This window comes from Frankia tisae, from assembly GCF_025403405.1.
Taxonomy (GTDB): domain Bacteria; phylum Actinomycetota; class Actinomycetes; order Frankiales; family Frankiaceae; genus Frankia; species Frankia tisai.
Genome location: NZ_JANEZT010000022.1, coordinates 13,294 through 33,620, shown reverse-complemented (window position 1 = coordinate 33,620; position 20,327 = coordinate 13,294). Strand labels below are relative to the sequence as shown.

General features: G+C 70.8%; 13 protein-coding genes and 1 tRNA gene. 10 read left to right on the top strand and 4 right to left on the bottom strand.

Annotated features, from left to right (window positions below):
- Nucleotides 1-482: 482 nt before the first annotated feature.
- The 3 genes from NBZ85_RS03880 to NBZ85_RS03870 all read right to left on the bottom strand — a co-directional run bounded on the left by NBZ85_RS03880 (nucleotide 483) and on the right by NBZ85_RS03870 (nucleotide 3,911).
- Nucleotides 483-556, bottom strand: a tRNA-Gly gene (locus NBZ85_RS03880).
- Between the two features lie 131 nt (nucleotides 557-687).
- Complete coding sequence (locus tag NBZ85_RS03875) at nucleotides 688-3,117, bottom strand: glycoside hydrolase family 65 protein (protein WP_261561521.1); 2,430 nt, start codon at nucleotides 3,115-3,117, stop codon at nucleotides 688-690.
- Complete coding sequence (locus NBZ85_RS03870; protein ID WP_261561520.1) at nucleotides 3,114-3,911, bottom strand: beta-phosphoglucomutase family hydrolase; 798 nt, start codon at nucleotides 3,909-3,911, stop codon at nucleotides 3,114-3,116. Before NBZ85_RS03870 ends, NBZ85_RS03875 begins: the two co-directional genes overlap by 4 nt.
- Before the next feature lie 203 nt (nucleotides 3,912-4,114).
- Between NBZ85_RS03870 and dcd the strand changes: the two genes are divergently transcribed.
- On the top strand, nucleotides 4,115-4,714 hold the full coding sequence (gene dcd, locus NBZ85_RS03865; protein WP_261554585.1) for a dCTP deaminase: 600 nt from the start codon (nucleotides 4,115-4,117) through the stop codon (nucleotides 4,712-4,714).
- Between the two features lie 116 nt (nucleotides 4,715-4,830).
- On the opposite strand, the gene NBZ85_RS03860 is transcribed toward dcd, so the two are convergent.
- On the bottom strand, nucleotides 4,831-7,038 hold the full coding sequence (locus tag NBZ85_RS03860) for a (Fe-S)-binding protein (protein ID WP_261554581.1): 2,208 nt from the start codon (nucleotides 7,036-7,038) through the stop codon (nucleotides 4,831-4,833).
- Nucleotides 7,039-7,690: 652 nt separating this feature from the next.
- Between NBZ85_RS03860 and NBZ85_RS03855 the strand changes: the two genes are divergently transcribed.
- From NBZ85_RS03855 to NBZ85_RS03815, 9 genes are all read left to right on the top strand, one after another.
- Nucleotides 7,691-8,935 (top strand): nuclease-related domain-containing protein, encoded by a 1,245-nt coding sequence (locus NBZ85_RS03855; protein WP_261554580.1) that lies wholly within the window; start codon nucleotides 7,691-7,693, stop codon nucleotides 8,933-8,935.
- Between the two features lie 322 nt (nucleotides 8,936-9,257).
- Complete coding sequence (dnaK, locus tag NBZ85_RS03850; protein WP_261554579.1) at nucleotides 9,258-11,087, top strand: molecular chaperone DnaK; 1,830 nt, start codon at nucleotides 9,258-9,260, stop codon at nucleotides 11,085-11,087.
- A 65-nt stretch (nucleotides 11,088-11,152) separates the two neighbouring features.
- Nucleotides 11,153-11,866, top strand: a complete 714-nt coding sequence (gene grpE / locus NBZ85_RS03845; protein ID WP_261554584.1) for a nucleotide exchange factor GrpE — start codon at nucleotides 11,153-11,155, stop codon at nucleotides 11,864-11,866.
- Nucleotides 11,867-11,935: 69 nt separating this feature from the next.
- Nucleotides 11,936-13,135, top strand: coding sequence for a molecular chaperone DnaJ (gene dnaJ / locus NBZ85_RS03840; protein ID WP_261554578.1), 1,200 nt, complete (start codon nucleotides 11,936-11,938; stop codon nucleotides 13,133-13,135).
- Nucleotides 13,132-13,698 (top strand): heat shock protein transcriptional repressor HspR, encoded by a 567-nt coding sequence (locus NBZ85_RS03835; protein ID WP_261554577.1) that lies wholly within the window; start codon nucleotides 13,132-13,134, stop codon nucleotides 13,696-13,698. Before dnaJ ends, NBZ85_RS03835 begins: the two co-directional genes overlap by 4 nt.
- Before the next feature lie 104 nt (nucleotides 13,699-13,802).
- Nucleotides 13,803-16,421: an ATP-dependent chaperone ClpB gene (gene clpB / locus NBZ85_RS03830; protein WP_261554576.1), complete on the top strand. Its 2,619-nt coding sequence runs from the start codon at nucleotides 13,803-13,805 to the stop codon at nucleotides 16,419-16,421.
- 9 nt (nucleotides 16,422-16,430) lie between these two features.
- Complete coding sequence (locus tag NBZ85_RS03825; protein WP_261554575.1) at nucleotides 16,431-16,862, top strand: TIGR03667 family PPOX class F420-dependent oxidoreductase; 432 nt, start codon at nucleotides 16,431-16,433, stop codon at nucleotides 16,860-16,862.
- A gap of 109 nt (nucleotides 16,863-16,971) precedes the next feature.
- A complete protein-coding gene (locus NBZ85_RS03820; RefSeq protein ID WP_261554574.1) occupies nucleotides 16,972-17,922 on the top strand; it encodes a pseudouridine-5'-phosphate glycosidase in 951 nt (316 codons plus the stop codon).
- 174 nt (nucleotides 17,923-18,096) lie between these two features.
- Nucleotides 18,097-20,319: an MMPL family transporter gene (locus tag NBZ85_RS03815; protein ID WP_261554573.1), complete on the top strand. Its 2,223-nt coding sequence runs from the start codon at nucleotides 18,097-18,099 to the stop codon at nucleotides 20,317-20,319.
- Nucleotides 20,320-20,327: the final 8 nt, after the last annotated feature.

Sequence of the window (20,327 nt, the reverse complement as noted above, 5' to 3'; positions counted from 1 at the left end):
ACCTGCCCCCGTCCGCGATCAGCCGCTTGAGCCGAGCGCCCACGGTAGATCCGCGGCGAATGGGTGCTCAGAATGGGCTAGTACTCTCCCGGGGATCCCGCTGCACCGCCGGCGGGCAACCGGTCCGAATCGGCCGCGCAGACGGTCGGCCTGCTGTCGGCGTGCGCGGCGACGCAGACAACCGCGGGAGGGTCACCGGCGGCGCCGTTCTGAGCTCGGGTGAACTTCACGCGTTCCGCTGGGACGACGGCACCGATCCAGGACCTGGCCCCCGAGACCTGGGCAGCCTCCCCTGGGCCATCACCGAGGCGGGTGACATCGTTGGGGAGACGATGCCGACCGGTTCCACATCGGCGCACGCCGCCCTCTGGCCTGCGCGGCGCCGCTGAGAAATCCAGGCATTCCCGCGAGGTTACCGAACTGGAGTCGGGCGACGGCAGAACAATCAGACCCGGCAAGCGCCGGACAAGCCTTACCCCGAGTGGAGCGGGCGACGGGAATCGAACCCGCGTTGCAAGCTTGGGAAGCTCGTGTTCTGCCTCTGAACTACGCCCGCGTGGTGCATCCGCATCGTACCGGACGGAGGGGTCGACACGGCGGGGCGGGGGCACGGGAAAGCCCATGTCCACGCCCCGGTGCCGACGACGCGGGCGGCAACCCGGTGGGCCGCCGACGGCTGTCCCGCCGTCAGCCGTCCGCGCTGCTACCGATGCTGGGCGGGACCGCACCGGCGGTGCTCCCGGCGCTCGGCTGGCCACCGATGCCGGGTGGGCGCAGGAAGCGCAGCGGCTCGCGGCCCGGGGGCTGCCTGGGGCGGTCGAGTACGGGGGCGGGCGGCACATCGAGGCTCACCGGCTCGCTCGGCTGGACGCGCACCGTCTGGCCGTGATGGAGCAGGGTTATCGCCGGCCCCTCGGAGACGGTGTAGGTGGCCGTCGCGTCGGACACCTCCACCCGCAGGTGGCGCCCGCGCACGCACAGCCCGAAGGCGAGCCTGGTCAGGCCCTCGGGCAGGCGGGGGGAGAAGGCGATGACCTCGCCGCTGTCACGTAGGCCACCGAAGCCCTCCACGAGGGCGATCCAGCTTCCCGCGAGCGAGGCCATGTGCAGGCCGTCGCCGGTGTTGTGCTCGATGTCGCGCAGGTCCATCAGCGCGGCCTCGCGCAGGTAGTCGTGGGCGAGGGAGAGGTGGCCGCACTCGGCGGCCATCACCGCCTGGCAGCAGGCCGACAGCGACGAGTCCCGGACGGTCAGCGCCTCGTAGTAGGCGAAGTTGCGGATCTTCTCGTCCATGGTGAACGCGTCGCCGCAGCGCTGCATCGCGAGCACGAGGTCCGCCTGTTTGATGACCTGCTTGCGGTAAAGGTCGAAGTAGGGGAAGTGCAGCAGCAGCGGGTACTGCTCGGGCGTGGTGTGCTCGAAGTCCCAGACCTGGTGCTCGGTGAACCCCTCGGACTGCGGGTGGACCCCGAGATGGGGGTCGTAGGGGATGAACATGTCCTCGGCCGCGTCCCGCCAGGAGGCCGTCACCTCGGCGTCCACGCCGAGTTCGGCGGCGCGGGCGGGATGGCGGCGGGCGGCGTCCGCGGCGGCGATGAGGTTCCGCTGCGCCATCAGGTTCGTGTAGACGTTGTTGTCGGCGATCGCCGAGTACTCGTCCGGGCCGGTGACACCGTCGATGCGGAATCGGCCGTCGAGGTCGTGGTGGCCCAGCGAGCGCCACAGGCGCGCCGTCTCGACCAGGATCTCCAGGCCGACCTCGCGTTCGAACCGCTCGTCCTCGGTGACGTTGACATAGCGGGCGACCGCGTCGGCGATGTCGGCGTTGACGTGGAACGCCGCCGTCCCGGCCGGCCAGTATCCGGAGCACTCCTCGCCGTGGATGGTGCGCCAGGGGAACACGGCGCCGGCGAGGCCGAGCAGCTCGGCCCGCTCCCGGGCCAGCGGCAGGGTCGTGTGCCGCCAGCGCAGCGCGTCGCCGGCCGCGTCGGGGACGGTGTAGGTCAGCACCGGCAGCACGTAGGTCTCGGAGTCCCAGAAGGCGTGACCGTCGTAGCCCGGACCGGTCAGGCCCTTCGCCGGGATGGCGCGCCGCTCCGCCCGGGCGGCCGACTGCAGGACGTGGAACAGCGCGAACCGGACGGCCTGCTGAACCTCCGAGTCGCCGTCGACCTCGACGTCGGCACGGTTCCAGAACGCGTCGAGGTATTCCTTCTGCTCGCGCACCAGGCCGCCCCAGCCGGTCTGGCGGGCGGCGACGAGCGCGGCCGCGGCCTGGTCTCGCAGCGCCGGCAGGGACCGCTGCTCGGACCAGCCGTACGCGAGCCACTTGACCATCCGCAGCTTCTGGCCGGGCAGCAGCACAACCGTCGCGGTGACCCGGCCCGCGTCGGGTTCGCTCTCCGAGGAGATGCCCAGCGAATCCGGGCCCTCGAAGTAATGGTCCATGGCGGCGGCGACCCGGATCTCGCTGTGCCGGGTGATGTGGACGGTTTCGACCCTGGTCCCGTCGGCGCGGTGGCGTTCGGAGACCAACGGCGACTCCAGCACGGCGGCGGCCCGCGGGTCGCCGCGCCGGGCCGGGAGCTGCTCGTTGGCCACCAGCTCCGACTGGATGACGACCCGGGCCGGCTCATCGACCGCTTCGACCTCGAAGTAGAAGGCGGCGATGGACCGCTGGGAGAACGACACCAGCCGCTCGGAATGCACCCGGATCGTCTGGCCGGCCGGTGAGACCCATTCCACGTCGCGGTTGAGCACACCCTCCCGGAAATCGATCACCCGCTGATGCGACCGCAGCTCGCCGTACCGGATGTCGAACGGCTCGTCATCCACCAGCAGACGGATGATCTTGCCGTCGGTGACGTTGATGACCGTCTGCCCGGATTCCGGATAGCCGTATCCGGCCTCGGCGTACGGCAGGGGGCGCAGCTCGTGCACGGAGTTCAGGTACGAGCCGGGCAGGCCGTGTGGATCGCCCTCGTCGAGGTTCCCGCGCAGCCCGATATGGCCGTTGGACAACGCGAACAGCGATTCGGACCGACCCAGATCGCAGAGGTCGACGCCGGATTCCCGGATCGACCACGGTTCGATCAGGTAGGACGCCTTATCGATCATGCCAGGCCGCGCCCGGGGCCGGACGGCGCGGACGAGACGGACGGGGCGGACGGGGCGAGGAGCTCGGCCAGGTCCTCGACGACGACGTCAGCGCCGTGCCTGCGCAGCTGCTCGGCATGCCCCTGGCCGACCCGGTCGACGCCCACCACGTAGCCGAAGCCACCGGCCCGGCCGGCCTCGGCACCGGCCAGGGCGTCCTCGAACACCACCGCCCGCTCCGGGGGCACGCCGAGCAGCTTGGCGCCGGCGAGGAAGGTGTCCGGCGCCGGCTTGCCAGCCAGGCGCTCCTGGGCCGCGACCGCGCCGTCGACGACCGCGTCGACGAAGATGTCGAGGCCGGTGGACCGCAGCACCTCCACACAGTTGGCGCTGGAGGAGACCACGGCCCTGGGCCCTCCGCCCGCCGCCAGCTGCTCCAGATAGGCCCGCGAGCCCGGGTAGACCTCCACACCGTCGGTCCTGATCCGCTTCAGCAGCAGGATGTTCTTGCGGTTGGCCAGCGCGTTCACGGTCAGCGCGGACGGCGGGTCGTCTGCCGTTCCCTCGGGCAGCCGGATGTGGCGGGCGGTGAGAAAGGCACGCACCCCGTCGGCTCGGGGCCGACCGTCAACGTATTCGCCGTAGTCCCCCCCGATGTCGAACGCGACGAACGGTTCACCGGACCGGCTGGCCCAGTTCTCCAGAAAGTCGTCGAACATCTCCTTCCACGCGGCCGCGTGCACCGTCGCAGTATTGGTGAGCACCCCGTCGAGATCGAACAGGCACGCCTGAATGTGATCGGGTAGCCCCAGCATGCTTCTCCCGCCTGTGTCCGCGTTTCCACCTTCCGCCGGGACGGCCCCGTTCCAGCCGACCGTTCCCCGAGCGGACACGTCTCTCCTACCCCTGTCACGCTACGTCTCACTCCACCTGGCCGAACCCCGGCCGGTGGTCGGCCGGGGTTCGGCCAGGTGGACGGGCGGTGAAGATCGACCGCGGATGCTCTAACGTCCACGGCGTGCTGCTGTCCGACCGGGACATCCGGGCCGAGATCACCGCGGGCCGGATCCGCCTTGACCCCCACGACCCCGCCCTGATCCAGCCGTCCAGCATCGATCTGAGGCTGGACCGTTGGTTCCGGGTCTTCGCCAACCACCGGTACAGCCACATCGACCCGTCAGTCGAGCAGGAGGATCTCACCGAGCTCATCGCGCCGGAGGGTGACGAACCGTTCGTGCTGCACCCGGGCGAGTTCGTGCTCGGCTCGACGCTGGAGATCATCACCCTGCCGGACGACCTCGCGGGCCGTCTGGAGGGCAAGTCGAGCCTGGGCCGGCTCGGGCTGCTCACGCACTCGACCGCCGGCTTCATCGATCCCGGCTTCTCCGGGCACGTCACGCTGGAACTGTCGAACGTCGCGACGCTACCGATCAAGCTCTGGCCGGGCATGAAAATCGGCCAGCTCTGTCTGTTCCGGCTGTCCTCACCGGCCGAGCATTCCTACGGCTCGGCCGTCTACGGCTCCCGCTACCAGGGCCAGCGCGGTCCGACGCCGTCCCGCGCCTACCGGGACTTCACCCGCGCCCCCGTCCCGAACGGGGAACTCCCGCCCAGCTGACCTGCCGCGTGGCCGCACCACCCGCGTGACCCGCAAGCCGGGCGAACGACAGCGACCCGGGACCCTCGCGGCTGGCGAGAGTCCCGGGTCGCGGGGATGGCGGGGTTGGCGGCAGGTCAGCCGACGGGCTCGGCGGGGGTTGCCGCCGGCGTCGCCGGCACCAGCGAGCGGGCCAGCAGCTGCGAGACGTCGAGCACCTCGACGCTCTCCTTCGCCTCACCGGAGAGCTTCTTCTCCGTCACGGCGTCGGTCAGCATCACGATGCAGAACGGGCAGGCGGTGGACACGACGTCCGGGTCGAGGCCGAGGGCCTCCTCCATCCGGTCGACGTTGACCCGCTTGCCGATCTTCTCTTCCATCCACATCCGCGCGCCACCGGCGCCGCAGCAGAATCCGCGTTCCTTGCAGCGGTGCATCTCCTGGCCCCGGATGCCGGGAATGGCCGCCAGGATCTCCCGCGGGGGGGTGTAGACCTTGTTGTGCCGGCCGAGGAAGCACGGGTCGTGGTAGGTGACCGACGAGTCGATCGGGGTGATCGGCACCAGCTTGCGCTCCTCGACGAGCTTGCCGAGCAGCTGGGTGTGGTGGACGACCTCGTACTCGCCGCCGAGCGAGGAGTACTCCCGGGCGAGGCTGTTGAAGCAGTGCGGGCAGGTCGCGACGATCTTCTTGACGCCCGTTTCGTTCAGCAGCTCGATGTTGGCCTTGGCCAACTCCTGGTACAGGTACTCGTTGCCGAGCCGGCGGGCCGGGTCACCGGTGCAGGACTCGTTGGTGCCGAGAATGGCGAACTCGACGCCGGCGGTGTGGAGCAGCTCGGCGAAGGCACGCGCGACCTTCTTCGCCCGGTCCTCGATGGCCCCAGCGCAGCCGACCCAGTACAGGTACTCGACGTCGTCGGGAATCCGCTCGCCGTCACCGATGATCCGCACCTCGAAGGGCAGGCCCTCGGTCCACTCGGTGCGGGTCCGCTGCGACACGCCCCAGGGGTTGCCGTTGTTCTCCAGGTTGCGCAGCATGACGCCGGCCTCGGACGGGAACGCCGACTCGATCATCACCTGGTAGCGGCGCATGTCGACGATGTGGTCGACATGCTCGATGTCCACCGGGCACTGCTCGACGCAGGCACCGCAGTTCGTGCACGACCACAGCACGTCGGGGTCGATGACCCCGCCCTCCTCGGCGGTCCCGACCAGCGGCCGGTCCACCTGCGGCTGGCCGGGCTCGGGCACCCGGCCGAAGCCGGACTCGGGCACACCGTGGTGAGCGTGGGCGTGCGCGTCCTCCTCGACCCCGGTGACCGCCGCCGGCGCCGCCTCCCCCTCGGCCTCGCCCTTGGTGGACAGCAGGTAGGGGGCCTTGGCGAACAGGTGGTCGCGCAGGTCCATGATCAAAAGCTTCGGCGACAGCGGCTTGCCGGTGTTCCATGCGGGGCACTGGCTCTGGCAGCGCCCACACTCCGTGCAGGTGGCGAAGTCGAGCATCGCCTTCCAGGTGAAGTCCTCGACCTTGCCGACGCCGACGAGCGGCTCGTCCTCGTCCATCAGCTTCTCGATGTCGGGGGTGCTGCCGAGCGGGCCGAGGGCGACAGGCTCACGCTTGAGCACGACGTTGATCGGCGCCAGCCCGATGTGCAGGTGCTTGGAGTACACCACCAGCACCGAGAAGCCCATGATGACCGCGATGTTGAGCAGCAGGAAGGCCGTCTCGATGTTCTCGTTCACGCCGTGCGACAGACCCGAGAAGATCCGGCTGACGACGTAGGAGGCGAAGGCCCACTTGGTCTGGCCCTGCGGCAGATTCCCGGTGTTGTACTGCGCGCCGCGGTAGATCAGCAGGGTCACGACGACGGCCGTGATCAGGCTGAGGATGACCCACGCCGGCCCGGTGTGCGAGCCGTAGAAACGCGACTTGCGCTCCAGCCGGGCGGGGGCGTTCTTGATCCGGATGATCGTGAAGGCGGCCAGTCCGGCGAGCACCGCGACGGAGAAGAAGTCCTCCAGGAAACCGATGGCCGCCCAGTGACCGAACCAGGGGATGTGGAAGTCGTCGTCGAACAGACCGCCGTAGGCCTCGATGACGGTCAGCAGCAGGATCGTGAAGCCCCAGAAGGTGAACAAGTGCGCGATCCCCGGGACCGACCACTTCAACAGCTTCCGCTGACCGCCGACCTCGCTGATCTCGGTCCAAATACGCTTCGGCAGGTCGTCCAGCCGGCCCTGCACTGGCTGGCCCGACCTGATCAGCCGGAACAGCCAGAACACCCGGCGGCCGGCAACCGCGAGAGCGATCAGCGTGATCGCTCCACCGATCGCAATTCTCACAGCATCCTCCATCTGGGCACCCACCGTCGCGGGTGAGCCTACTCGTACCGGCCAGTAACAAAACGGGACGAGTGAGCCGTGCCACCCGTTCGGCGAGCCCTGTCCCATCCGCCGGCCGAGGTCGTTCGCGCAGATCCCGATGGGGACAGCGGTGACTTCGTAGCCGGCGGCGAGCCCGCCTACCACCGACCCTGCCACGACGTGGTCCGAGCGGCCCGAGATAGGGGGTCCGAAGGTCCGATCGCCCGCGCCGAGTGCGCTGGACTGCTACTTTCAGTGGCAGATGCTCAACCGACACGCAACGTCTCGCACCGCCACGACTACCGCACCGTCACGCATCCGCGTACCGCGCCGGCCTCGGCAGCCGGCCGGCGGCGGTCGTGGCACCAGCACCGTCCCGACCATGCCTCGACCTCGTCCACGCCGCGAGGGCACCCAAGTCGATGATGTCAACCCTTGTGCTGCAAGGATCTTCGACGCACCATAGGGACGGCCTTTCGCCCACGGTGACCGGGCGATCGTGTGTCCCGCGGTGCAAGCTTCGCCGAGGCATGTGTGGGCCTGGTGCCAGCGCTGTCGCGACGATGCCCGGCGTTCGCGGCGGACGGGCCCCTACCGACGTTGACGACCCCTGCGAACCATGGTGGGCACGATGGCAACGATCACCCGGCCGACGATGACCCGAGTTGGCCGCCCCGGGCAGTCCCTGCAGACGGAGTACCAGCGGGCCCGGGAGAACCAGGCACTGGTCCGGCGAGACCGGCTGGCGCGGCAGGTCCCGCGCACCGCGGCGCGGGCGGCGGTGGTCGGCCTCGTCCTCGCCCTGGTCATCGGCTTCGGGGTCGGGCAGCCGGGCATCGCGATCGCCGTGTTCTTCCTGGTCTTCCTGGCCTGGCCGGCCGGCATCGTCATCGCCGCGTACGGCACCGCGCCGGACATCGAGTCGCTGCGGGAGGGCGCCGAGGCCGAGCGCAGGACCGCCCGGGCCATCGCCCGGCTGCGCCGGCAGGGCTACATCATCCTCCACGACCGGGCCGTGCCGTACTCCGAGGCGACCATCGGCCACCTCGTGATCGGTCCGGGCGGGGTGATGGTGATCGGCAGCGACAACAGCAAGGGGACCGTGCGCTACACCAAGGGCGGGGCGATCTGCGACGGCGAGTCGCTCAAGCCGGTGATCGACCGGGCCTCCTGGCTGGGGAGCGAGGTCCGCAGCCAGGTCCGGGCCGCGCTGCCGATGCTCAAGATTCCGGTCAGCCCGATCCTGGTGATGGTCGAGGCCGACGTGCTGTGGAGCGACGGCGCCCTCGACGGTGTGACGATCATCAGCATCAAGGACGCCGCCAACTACATCCGCAAGAAGCCCGGCCGCCTCAACCCGGGCGAGGTCCGGCAGATCGTCGCCGCGGCGGAGCGGCTGTTCCCGGCCTTCTCGGCCAACCGGCTGGCCGACCAGGTCACCGTTGACCGTGACCAGTGGCTGACCCTGATGGACGCGCTGCGCACCATCCGCGAGCGCGACGGCGACGCCAGCGACATGCTCGACCGGCTCGCCCAGATCGAGGCCGACCTGGGCCGGCAGGCCGACGCCAGCGAGCGGACCGGGATGCCACTGGCCGTCCCGGGCCGCGGGGCCCCCGCCGCGGCGGCCGACCTCGACGCGGGCGGCCCGCCCGATGCCGCCGGCGGTCCGGTGGCCTCGATCGGCCTGGCTACGCCGCGCAGCGGGGGCGCACAGCCCCGCGCCAGCGCCCGCCGGGGCCGCATCCTGGCCGCCGTGCGCCCGCCGAGGGAGGCCCCCCAGCCACCCCGGACCGGCGCCGCGGGCAGCGCGGGCGACGCGGGCGACGGTTCCCCGCCCGGCGAATCGAAGCCGCCGCCGCCCGCCGGCTCCTGACCGGGCCCCACCCGGCAACGACGTCCGCACCCGACCCCGCGCGGGGTCGGGCCTGCGGCATGCCCGCGGTCCTTGCAGTGCCTCGAGTGGGAATCCCACCGGGCATCGCAAAGTTGAGTATGGATGACTCACCTCTGCCGGGTTATGCTGGGAGCCGTCATCATGAGTCACGTAGACTCAATCTCCTGATGCGCCCTAGCGTTAGCAGGACCGCACTCTCCGGGTGGCCCTCGGAGAGCCGGTCCACCGAGAGGTTTCACCCCACGAGGTCGGCTCGCATGCACCGTTCGCGGCGCCGACATGGATCGAGAGGCACACAGACATGGCACGAGCGGTCGGCATCGACCTCGGCACCACGAACTCCGTCGTGAGCGTGCTCGAGGGCGGCGAACCCACGGTGATCGCGAACGCCGAGGGCTCTCGCACGACCCCGTCGGTCGTGGCCTTCGCGAAGAACGGCGAGGTCCTGGTCGGCGAGGTCGCGAAGCGGCAGGCGGTCACCAACGTCGAGCGCACCATCCGGTCGGTCAAGCGCCACATGGGCACCGACTGGAAGATGAAGGTCGACACGAAGGACCTGACTCCTCAGGAGATCAGCGCCTTCATCCTCCAGAAGCTCAAGCGGGACGCCGAGTCCTACCTCGGCGAGGCTGTCGCGGACGCGGTCATCACCGTCCCCGCCTACTTCGACGACGCCCAGCGGCAGGCGACCACGGAGGCCGGCACGATCGCGGGCCTCAACGTCCTGCGGATCGTCAACGAGCCGACCGCGGCGGCTCTCGCCTACGGGCTGGACAAGGGCGAGAAGGAGCAGACCATCCTGGTCTTCGACCTCGGTGGCGGCACCTTCGACGTCTCGCTGCTGGAGATCGGTGACGGCGTCGTCGAGGTGAAGTCCACCTCCGGCGACACCCACCTCGGCGGTGACGACTGGGACCAGCGGATCACCGATCATCTGATCAAGACCTTCAACGGTCAGCACGGGGTCGATCTCGGCAAGGACAAGATGGCCCTGCAGCGGCTGCGGGAGGCCGCCGAGAAGGCGAAGATCGAGCTCTCCCAGTCCAGCCAGACGTCGATCAACCTGCCCTACATCACCGCCTCGGCGGAGGGCCCGCTGCACCTCGACGTGTCGCTGACGCGGGCCGAGTTCCAGCGGATGACCTCCGACCTCATCGACCGCTGCAAGCACCCCTTCCAGCAGGCGGTGAAGGACGCGGGCATCAAGGTCAGCGACATCGACCACGTCGTTCTCGTCGGCGGCTCCACCCGGATGCCCGCCGTCGTCGACCTGGTCCGCGACCTCACCGGTGGCAAGGAGCCGAACAAGGGCGTCAACCCGGACGAGGTCGTCGCCGTCGGCGCGTCGTTGCAGGCCGGCGTGCTCAAGGGTGAGGTCAAGGACGTCCTGCTGCTCGACGTCACCCCGCTGTCGCTCGGGATCGAGACGAAGGGGGGAATCATGACGAAGCTCATCGAGCGCAACACCACGATTCCCACCAAGCGCTCGGAGATCTTCACCACCGCCGAGGACAGCCAGCCCTCCGTGCAGATCCAGGTTTTCCAGGGTGAGCGCGAGATGGCCGCGTACAACAAGAAGCTCGGCATGTTCGAGCTGACCGGCCTGCCGCCGGCTCCGCGCGGCCTGCCCCAGATCGAGGTGACCTTCGACATCGACGCGAACGGCATCGTGCACGTGTCCGCCAAGGATCTCGGCACGGGCAAGGAGCAGTCGATGACGATCACCGGCGGGTCCGCGCTGCCGCGTGACGACATCGATCGGATGGTCCGCGACGCCGAGCAGTACGCCGAGGAGGACCGTAACCGCCGCGACGAGGCCGAGACCCGGAACAAGGCGGAGACCCTCGTCTACTCCACCGAGCGGTTCCTGGCCGAAAACGGCGAGAAGATCGACGCCGCGGTGAAGTCGGACGTGGAGGAGAAGCTCGGCACCCTGCGTGGCGCCGTCGCGGGCACCGACACGGCGGCCATCCGGGAGGCCGCCGACGCGCTCGCCGCCGCGAGCCAGGCGATGGGCCAGGCCATGTACGAGCAGGCCGCGCAGGAGGGGGCAGGTGCCCCCGGCGCCGGCGGACCGGCCGACGACGACGTGGTCGACGCCGAGATCGTGGACGAGGAGGACAAGAAGTGACCTCCGGTCAGTCCAGCGACTGGTGGGGTGCGGGCAGGGACGACGGGGAGGAGCCTCGCGTGGTCGTGCGCGATCGGCGACGGATCGACCCGGAGAGCGGCGAGGTGCGGGCGGATGCCGCCACCGTGCCCGACGCACCGGCGGGCACTGCTCCCACCGGCGCTCCCACCCAGGAGGTCGACGGTGAGCTCGTCGCCTCCCTGCAACACCAGATCGCCGAGCGCACGGCGGACCTGCAGCGACTGAAGGCGGAGTTCGACAACTACCGCCGGCGGGTCGAGCGGGACCGCCAGCAGAGCGGCGAACAGGCGACCGCCAAGCTGCTCGCCAGCCTGCTGCCAGCCCTCGACGACATCGGTCGTGCCCGTGACCACGGGGATCTCGAAGGACCGTTCAAGGCCATCGCCGAGGCCCTCGAGACGACGTTGGAAACCGCCGGGCTCGAACGCTACGGTTCGCCGGGCGACGAGTTCGACCCGTCCGTCCATGAGGCGCTCATGCACTCCTACCGGGCCGACGTGACCGGCCCGACCTGTGTGGACGTCTTCCGGGCCGGCTATTCGCACGCGGGCCGGGTCCTGCGCCCCGCGCAGGTGGCGGTCGCGGAGCCCACGGGCGAGGTGGCGGCGCCAGCCGAAGCCGAGCCGCGAGCTGACGAGGCAGCGGCCCGCGGGTCCGGGCGGCCGGACGAGCCGGCGGAGCGGCCGAGTCCGCTCCCGGACGACACCGGCAGTATCCCCCGCCCTGATCACGGCGGGCCCACTGTCAGCGCCGACTGAGGGTGGCCGGCCGTCCCGCACGGGCGGGCAGCCCGTGCGGGACGACACGATGAGGAAAGGAGGGGCGCTGTGAGTGTTCGCGACATGGTCGAGAAGGACTATTACGCCGCTCTCGGCGTTCCTAAGGACGCCTCGGCGGCCGACATCAAGAAGGCGTACCGGAAGCTCGCCCGAGAGCTGCATCCGGACAAGAACCCGGGCGACGCCAAGGCAGAGGCCCGGTTCAAGGAGGTGTCCGAGGCCTACGACGTTCTCTCCGACGAGAGTCGTCGGAGAGAGTACGACGAGGCTCGGGCGCTGTTCGCGGCCGGCGGCCGGTCGGGTGGCCTCGACGGCGGGCGGCCCGGCGGCTACGGGGGCTTCGGCGCTCCCGGCGGCTTCGGCGCGCCCGGCGGGGGTTACGGCGGCGGACCGAACGTCAACTTCGAGGATCTCCTCGGCGGGGCGGGCGGCGGTCTCGGCGGTTTCTTCGACATGTTTCAGCGGTCGTCGCCGGGCCGCGGGCCCCGCCGGGGCGGCGACATCGAGGCCGAGGTCACCATCCCGTTCGAGAAGTCGCTGACCGGGCTGGAGGCGTCGGTCCGGCTGCCCGGCGCCGCGACCTGCAACACCTGCGAAGGCAGCGGGGCCCGGCCGGGGACATCCCCACGGACCTGTCCGACCTGCCGGGGGCTCGGCGTCGTCTCCCGTTCCCAGGGCGGATTCGCGCTGTCCGAGCCCTGCCGCGACTGCCTGGGCAAGGGCACGCTGATCGACCACCCCTGTCCGGACTGTCGGGGCTCCGGTCGCCGCGAGCGCGAGCAGCGCATCCGCATCCCACCCGGCGTCAGTGACGGGCAGCGACTGCGCGTGCGCGGCCGCGGCACGCCCGGGGAGCGCGGCGGCCCGGCCGGTGACCTTGAGGTGACGGTCCATGTGCTCCGCCATCCCGTCTTCGACCGGGAGGGCAGCAACCTGACCATCACGCTCCCCATCACGATCACCGAGGCGGCCCTGGGCGCGTCGGTCCGGGTGCCGACTCTCGACGGCGCGCCGCTCACGGTGAAGGTACCGGCCGGCACGTCCAGCGGACGGCGACTACGGGCGCGTGGACGCGGCGTCCCGACGTCGGGCGGCGGAAACGGTGATCTCATCGTGACGCTGGAGGTGACTGTGCCCAAGCCGGCCGATCTCTCGCCGCGCGCACGCACGGCGTTGCTCGAGTTCGCCCAGGCCCATCCCGAAGACCCACGGGCGCCGTTGATGGAACGGATGGAGGCAGAGGGATGACCGCGCGGCCGAATCGCACGTCCGACCCGCCGGCCGCGCCACACGCACAAACGGCTCCGGCGCGACGGCCGGGGGAACGATCGCCGTCGGACCCACTGACCTCGGCCGCCGAGGTCCGGCCGGAGGGGTACTACCCGACCGGTCCGCTGCCCGGCCCCGCTCACGACGAGGACGCACCGGTCTACGTCATCTCCATTGCGGCGCAGCTCGCGGGCATGCACCCGCAGACCCTGCGGTCCTATGACCGACTCGGGCTGGTCACCCCGGGCCGTACCGCGGGCCGGGGGCGACGCTATTCCGCCCGGGACGTCGCCCTGCTGCGGGAGGTCCAGCGCCTGTCCCAGGAGGAGGGCGTCAACCTGGAGGGCATCCGGCAGATCCTGCACCTCAGTGCTCAGGTGCTGGCGCTGCAGGCACAGGTCCGCCAGCTTGCCGAGGAACTCGCCCGGGCCCGCGTCGACGCGGAGCGCCAGGTGGCCGAGGCGCACGCCAGCCACCGGCGCGACCTCGTCCCGGTCGACCGCGGGGCGATCGTGGTGTGGCGGCCGCTTCCCCGCCGTTGACTGCCCGGCACGAATCTCACCTCAACATTGAGCGGGAACGACTCAGCTATGCTGAGCGTTGCAAGGGATGACACTGCACGCACCTGACCACACTGGGATCCGCCATGAACGCTGAACGCCTCACCGCCCGCTCGCAGGAGGCTCTCTCCGCGGCGATCAGTCGAGCCACCGGCGACGGGTCACCGCTCGTCGACCCCCTCCACCTGCTCACCGCCCTGCTCGAGGCTCCCGACGGGGTCGGTGCGACGCTGCTGTCCTCGGCCGGCACCTCCGTCGACACGGTCCGGACGAAGGCCGAGGCCGCGGTATCCCGGCTGCCCAGGGCCACCGGGATGAGCGTCTCGGCGCCACAGCTGTCCCGCCAGCTCCTCACCGTGCTCAACAGCGCCGAGGGACAGGCCGCCCGGCTGGGCGATGAGTACACCTCGGTCGAGCACCTCGTCGTCGCGCTCGCCGAGGAGGGAGGCGAGGCCGGCCGCATCCTGACCTCCGCCGGTGCGAGCCCGGACGCGCTGCGCGGCGCCTTCGACAAGGTCCGCGGCGGTGCCCGGCGGGTGACCAGCCGCGACCCCGAGGGGTCCTACCGCGCGCTGGAAAAGTACTCGATCGACCTCACCGAGCGGGCCCAGCAGGGCAAGCTCGACCCGGTGATCGGCCGGGACGCGGAGATCCGCCGGGTGATCCAGGTGCTGTCCCGGCGAACCAAGAACAACCCGGTCCTCATCGGCGAGCCGGGCGTCGGCAAGACCGCGATCGTCGAGGGTCTCGCGCTGCGGGTCGTGGCGGGCGACGTACCCGAGTCGCTGCGCGGCCGGCGGATCGTCTCGCTCGACCTGGGCTCGATGGTCGCCGGCTCCAAGCTGCGCGGCGAGTTCGAGGAGCGGCTGACCTCGGTTCTCAACGAGATCCGCGAGGCCGAGGGACAGATCATCACGTTCATCGACGAGCTGCACACCGTGGTCGGCGCCGGCAGCGCCGAGGGCGCGATGGACGCGGGCAACATGCTCAAGCCCATGCTCGCCCGCGGTGAGCTGCGCATGATCGGCGCGACCACCCTGGAGGAGTACCGCACCAGGATCGAAAAGGACCCGGCGCTGGAGCGGCGCTTCCAGCCGGTCCTCGTCGGCGAGCCGACCGTCGAGGACACCATCGGCATACTGCGCGGCCTCAAGGAGCGCTACGAGGTGCACCACGGGGTGCGCATCACCGATGCGGCGCTGGTCGCCGCGGCGACCCTGTCCGACCGCTACGTCACCGCCCGCTTCCTGCCGGACAAGGCGATCGACCTCATGGACGAGGCCGCGTCCCGGTTGCGGATGGAGATCGACAGCCGCCCGGTCGCGATCGACGAGCTCGAGCGGGCCGTGCGCCGGCTGGAGATCGAGGACCTGGCGCTGTCGAAGGAGAACGACGAGGCCTCCCGGGAGCGGCGCGGCCGGTTGCAACGCGAGCTGGCGGACCGGCGCGAGGAGCTGTCGAGCCTCACGGCGCGCTGGCACCGGGAGAAGGACTCGATCTCCGAGGTCCAGAAGATCAAGGAGGAGCTGGAGAACGTGCGCCGCGCCGCGGAGCTGGCCGAGCGCGACCTCGACCTGGCGAAGGCCGGTGAGCTGCGCTACGGCACGATCCCGACGCTGGAGCGGCGGCTGACCGACGCCACCGACGCGTTGGCCGCCGCGGACTCGCACGGCGGGGCGATGCTCAACGAAGAGGTCGGCCCGGACGACGTCGCCGAGGTCGTCGGTGCCTGGACGGGCATCCCGGCCGGCCGGCTGCTCGAGGGTGAGACGGCGAAGCTGCTGAGGATGGAGTCCGAGCTGCACGCCCGGGTGATCGGTCAGGACGAGGCGGTGCGGGCGGTGTCCGACTCGGTGCGCCGGGCCCGGGCCGGCATCGCCGACCCCGACCGGCCCACCGGTTCGTTCCTCTTCCTCGGTCCGACCGGCGTCGGCAAGACGGAGCTCGCGAAGGCGTTGGCCGACTTCCTGTTCGACGACGAGCGGGCGGTCGTGCGTATCGACATGAGCGAGTACGCCGAGAAGCACTCGGTCGCCCGGCTGATCGGGGCCCCGCCCGGCTACATCGGGTTCGAGTCCGGCGGTCAGCTCACCGAGGCGATCCGCCGCCGGCCCTACAGCGTCATCCTGCTCGACGAGGTCGAGAAGGCTCACCCGGACGTCTTCGACGTGCTGCTGCAGGTCCTCGACGACGGGCGGCTGACCGACGGCCAGGGACGCACGGTCGATTTCCGGAACACGATCCTCGTCCTGACCTCGAACCTGGGCTCGCAGTTCATCGCCGATCCCACCCTGAGCCCGCAGGTGCGGCGCGAGTCCGTGATGGTCGCGGTGCGGGACGCCTTCAAGCCGGAGTTCCTCAACCGGCTCGATGACGTCCTCGTCTTCGACCAGCTCGGCCGCGACGAGCTGACCCACATCGTCGATCTCCAGCTCGACCGGCTGCGAGCGCGGCTGCACGAGCGGCGGATCGGCCTTGAGGTCACCGACCCCGCCAAGGCCTGGCTGTCCGATGTCGGCTACGACCCGGTGTTCGGGGCGCGGCCGCTGCGGCGCCTCGTCCAGACGGCGATCGGCGACCAGCTCGCCCGGGAACTGCTCGCCGGCCAGGTCCGCGACGGTGACGACGTGCTGGTCGACGCCGTCCCCGGTGGCTCCGGGCTGATCGTCTCGGCCGCGATCAAGCCGACCACCAAGGCCCTGTAGGAGCCGACGATGTCCGTACTTCCCGATCCCGACACCGCGTTCGGGGCGAAGGTCGCCCGGCGGTTGGACGAGGACCGGATCGCCTGGCTGACCTCCACCGACCGGTCGGGAACCCCGCAGCCCGCGCCGATCTGGTTCCTGTGGGACTCTGCCACCGCCAGCGCCCAGCTTTACAGCGAACCCACCGCGCGGCGACTGAGCCGGATCCAGGCGAATCCGCGCAGCTCCCTGCACCTGGACGACGACGGCCGCGGGGGCGACTTCGTCGTCCTCACCGGCGTGCTCACCACCGACCTGGACGCCGTGCCCGCAGATCAGAACCCCGGATACCTCGCGAAGTACAGCGAGTGGGCGAAGAACGTGTTCGGTTCGGTCGAGCGGTTCGCGACTCTGTACAGCGTGCCGCTGCGGTTTCGGGCCGAGCGCGCTCGCGGGCAGTGAGGCACGAGCGGTGAACGCCGGCGACACCGCCCGCCGTCGCCCGGTTACCTCGGGCGGACCGCCCATTTCCGACTGATCGGGCGGAGGCGGAACGACGTAGGGTCAGCCCATGGCGGGCAGATCGAACATCGTCGTCTCGGCAGCCGTGCGGGATGCGCTGGCCGGCGGGGCACCGGTAGTCGCACTGGAGTCGACATTGATCGCGCACGGGCTGCCCCGGCCCCGCAATCGTGAGGTCGCCATGGAGCTGGAACAACAGGCCCGCGACCGGGGCGTGACCCCCGCGACGATCGCGGTGATCGACGGGGTGCCCCGGATCGGCCTGGACGAACCGGATCTGCGCCGCATTGCCGACGACACCCACGTGGTGAAGTTGTCCGTACGTGATCTGCCGGTCGCCTGCGCCACGGGGTGGACCGGAGCAACGACAGTCGCCTCCACCGCTCTGCTCGCGTCCCGCGTCGGGATTCGCCTGTTCGCCACCGGAGGTCTCGGCGGGGTGCACCGCGGCGCCGGGGACAGCTTCGACGAATCCGCCGACCTGGTGACCCTGGCGAGCACGCCGATCACCGTCGTGAGCGCCGGGGTCAAGTCGATCCTCGACATCAGCGCGACCCTCGAACGGCTCGAGACGCTGGGAATCACCGTCATCGGCTATCGGACGTCGACCTTCCCCGGCTTCTACCTGCCGCACACCACCTACGACCTGGACTGGCGGGTCGGCGACGCGAGCCAGGTCGCCACGACGATGACGGCGGCCGACACGTTGGGGCTCACCTCGGCGATTGTCGTGGCCAACCCGCTGCCCAGCGACCAGGCCCTCGACCCGGCCCTGCACGACAAGGTGCTGGCCGACGCTCTGGCCTGGGCCGCGGAACGTGGCATCCGAGGAAAGGCCGTCACCCCGTTCCTCCTGGAGACCTTTCACCGGGAGACCGACGGCGCGAGCCTGGAGGTCAACATCAACGCCGTGCGGAACAACGTCGCCGTCGCGGCGGACATCGCCCTCGCCTGGGCTGCCACGGACCCTGCCGCCGCAGATCGAACGTATCGGCCGTAAGCGCCCCGGCTGCGCCCCGCGCGACTCGGCGTCTGGGCCGCGGAGCTGCGACGATTCCGTCGGGGCCGTGACACCGGCTGAGCCGGGAGATCGCGACGGCATCGCGGGAGTGACCGTCGGGCACCGTTTGCCGGCGGACGGGCGCAGCACTGCCGAACAGGAGGCTGGCGGGTCGTGTCATGGGTGATCGGACGCCGCTCGGCCTGGGTGATCATTGCCTTCTGGCTCGCCGTCGGCGCGGCGGCGAGCCCGTTGGCCTTCCGCCTCGCGGACGCCCAGAAGAACGACGCGAGCGCCTTCCTCCCGGCGGACGCCGAGTCGACCCGCCTGCTCGCCGCGCAGCACCACTTCCCCGGGGGGGAGGCCGTCCCGGCCATCGTCGTCATGACCAGGCCGGCGGGCCTGACCCCGGCGGACCGGTCCGCCGCCGCCGCCATCGGCGGGGCGCTGCGCCCCTTCGCCTCCGGCCCTGTCCTCGGACCGATCATCTCCCCCAACGGGCGAGCGCTGATCCTCACCGTCCCCCTCGCCCAGCTCGACGACGCCGCCCAGTTCACCGACAACGTGCGCGAGATGCGCCGGATCGCCGCCCGGCGTTCCCCCGCCGGGACCGAGATCGCGATCACCGGGCCTGCGGGGCTGATCGCCGACGCCTTCCAGACGTTCAGGACGATCGAAAGCTGGCTACTCATCGTCACCGCGGGGATCGTCGCCGCGATCCTGCTGGTGGTCTACCGAAGCCCGCTGCTGTGGCTGGTTCCCCTGGTGTCGGTGGGCATCGCGGACCAGACCGCGGCCGGGATCATCAGCCTGCTCGCCCGGCACAGCGGGCTGACCGTCAACGGGCAGAGTGCGGGCATCCTGCGGGTACTCGTCTTCGGGGCCGGCACGGACTACGCCCTGCTCCTCATCGCCCGCTACCGGGAGGAACTCACCCGCCATCGGGATCCGGCCCACGCCATGCGGGAGGCGATGCGGCGCGCTGGCCCCGCGATCCTGGCCTCCGCCGGCACCGTCGTCATCGGGATGCTCTGCCTGCTGATCGGGGAACTGGCCTCCGACCGCGGGCTGGGGCCGGTCGGCGCGATCGGCATCGTGACCGCACTGGTGACGATGACCACGCTGCTGCCGGCGGCGATGGTGCTCTGCGGACGCCGGCTGTTCTGGCCGTTGGTCCCCCGCTTCGGAGAACATCCCCCGGTCACCGACACGGCCCTGCGGGGACCTGCGGCGCGGACCGCTCACCTGAACGCACTGGCCGCGCCCACCGCCCCCGGTCACGAGGATCTCACCGAGTTCGACCTCGCCGAGGAGCCGGGGCGCTGGGTCAGGATCGGCGCGGCGATCGACCGGCGCCCGCGGGCGGTATGGGTGGGGACCTCGCTGGTGCTGGGGGCGCTCGTCGTCGGCCTGCTGACGATGGACACCTCGCTGCGGCAGGACCAGGGCTTCCGGCACCGGGTGGAGTCGGTGCGCGGCATCGAACTGATCTCCGCAGGTTTCCCGCCGGGAGTCGCGGCGCCGACGTACATCGTCGCCTCCGAGCGGGCGGCGGCGCAGGTCGGTGTCGCGATCCGGGCGACGCCGGGGGTGGCGGGGACGGCCGAGATCGGCCGCGCCGGCAACCAGGTGCAGTTCCTCGTCGCCCTGCGGGATCAGCCGGACAGCCAACGTTCGTTCGACACCGTGCGCGAGCTACGGTCCAGGCTGCACCGGATCCCGGCCGCGGGCACGCTGGTCGGGGGGAACACGGCGGTGAACCTCGACGTGCGGCAGTCCGCGGTGCGCGACCGCAAGATGATCATCCCGCTGGTTCTCGCCGTCGTGCTCGTGGTGCTGATGTTCCTGCTGCGCTCGATCGTCGCCCCACTGATGCTCATGACGACGGTGGTGCTGTCCTACCTCGCCGCGCTCGGCGCAAGCGCCGTCGCCTATCGCTGGATCTTCAACTTTCCCGGCGCCGACCCCTCGCTGCCGCTGCTGGCGTTCATCTTCCTGGTCGCGCTCGGCGTGGACTACAACATCTTCCTCATGACCCGGGTCCGCGAGGAGGTCGAGCGGATCGGTCCCCGGCCCGGCGTGCTGCACGCGCTGGCCGTCACCGGCGGCGTGATCACTTCCGCGGGTGTCGTGCTGGCCGCCACCTTCTCCGCCCTCGTCATCTTTCCGCTCGTCCAGCTCACCGAGGTCGGTTTCGTGGTCGCGTTCGGCGTCCTGCTCGACACTCTGGTCGTGCGGTCGATCCTCGTGCCGGCGCTGACGCTGGACATCGGCCGACGCATCTGGTGGCCCAGCCGATTGGCTCGCGCGAACGACACCGGTAGCACTCCCCCGGCGGCCGCCCCCGGCGGACCGATCTCGACGCCGCGCCCACGGCCGCCGCGCCATCGGGTGTAGATCCGCGG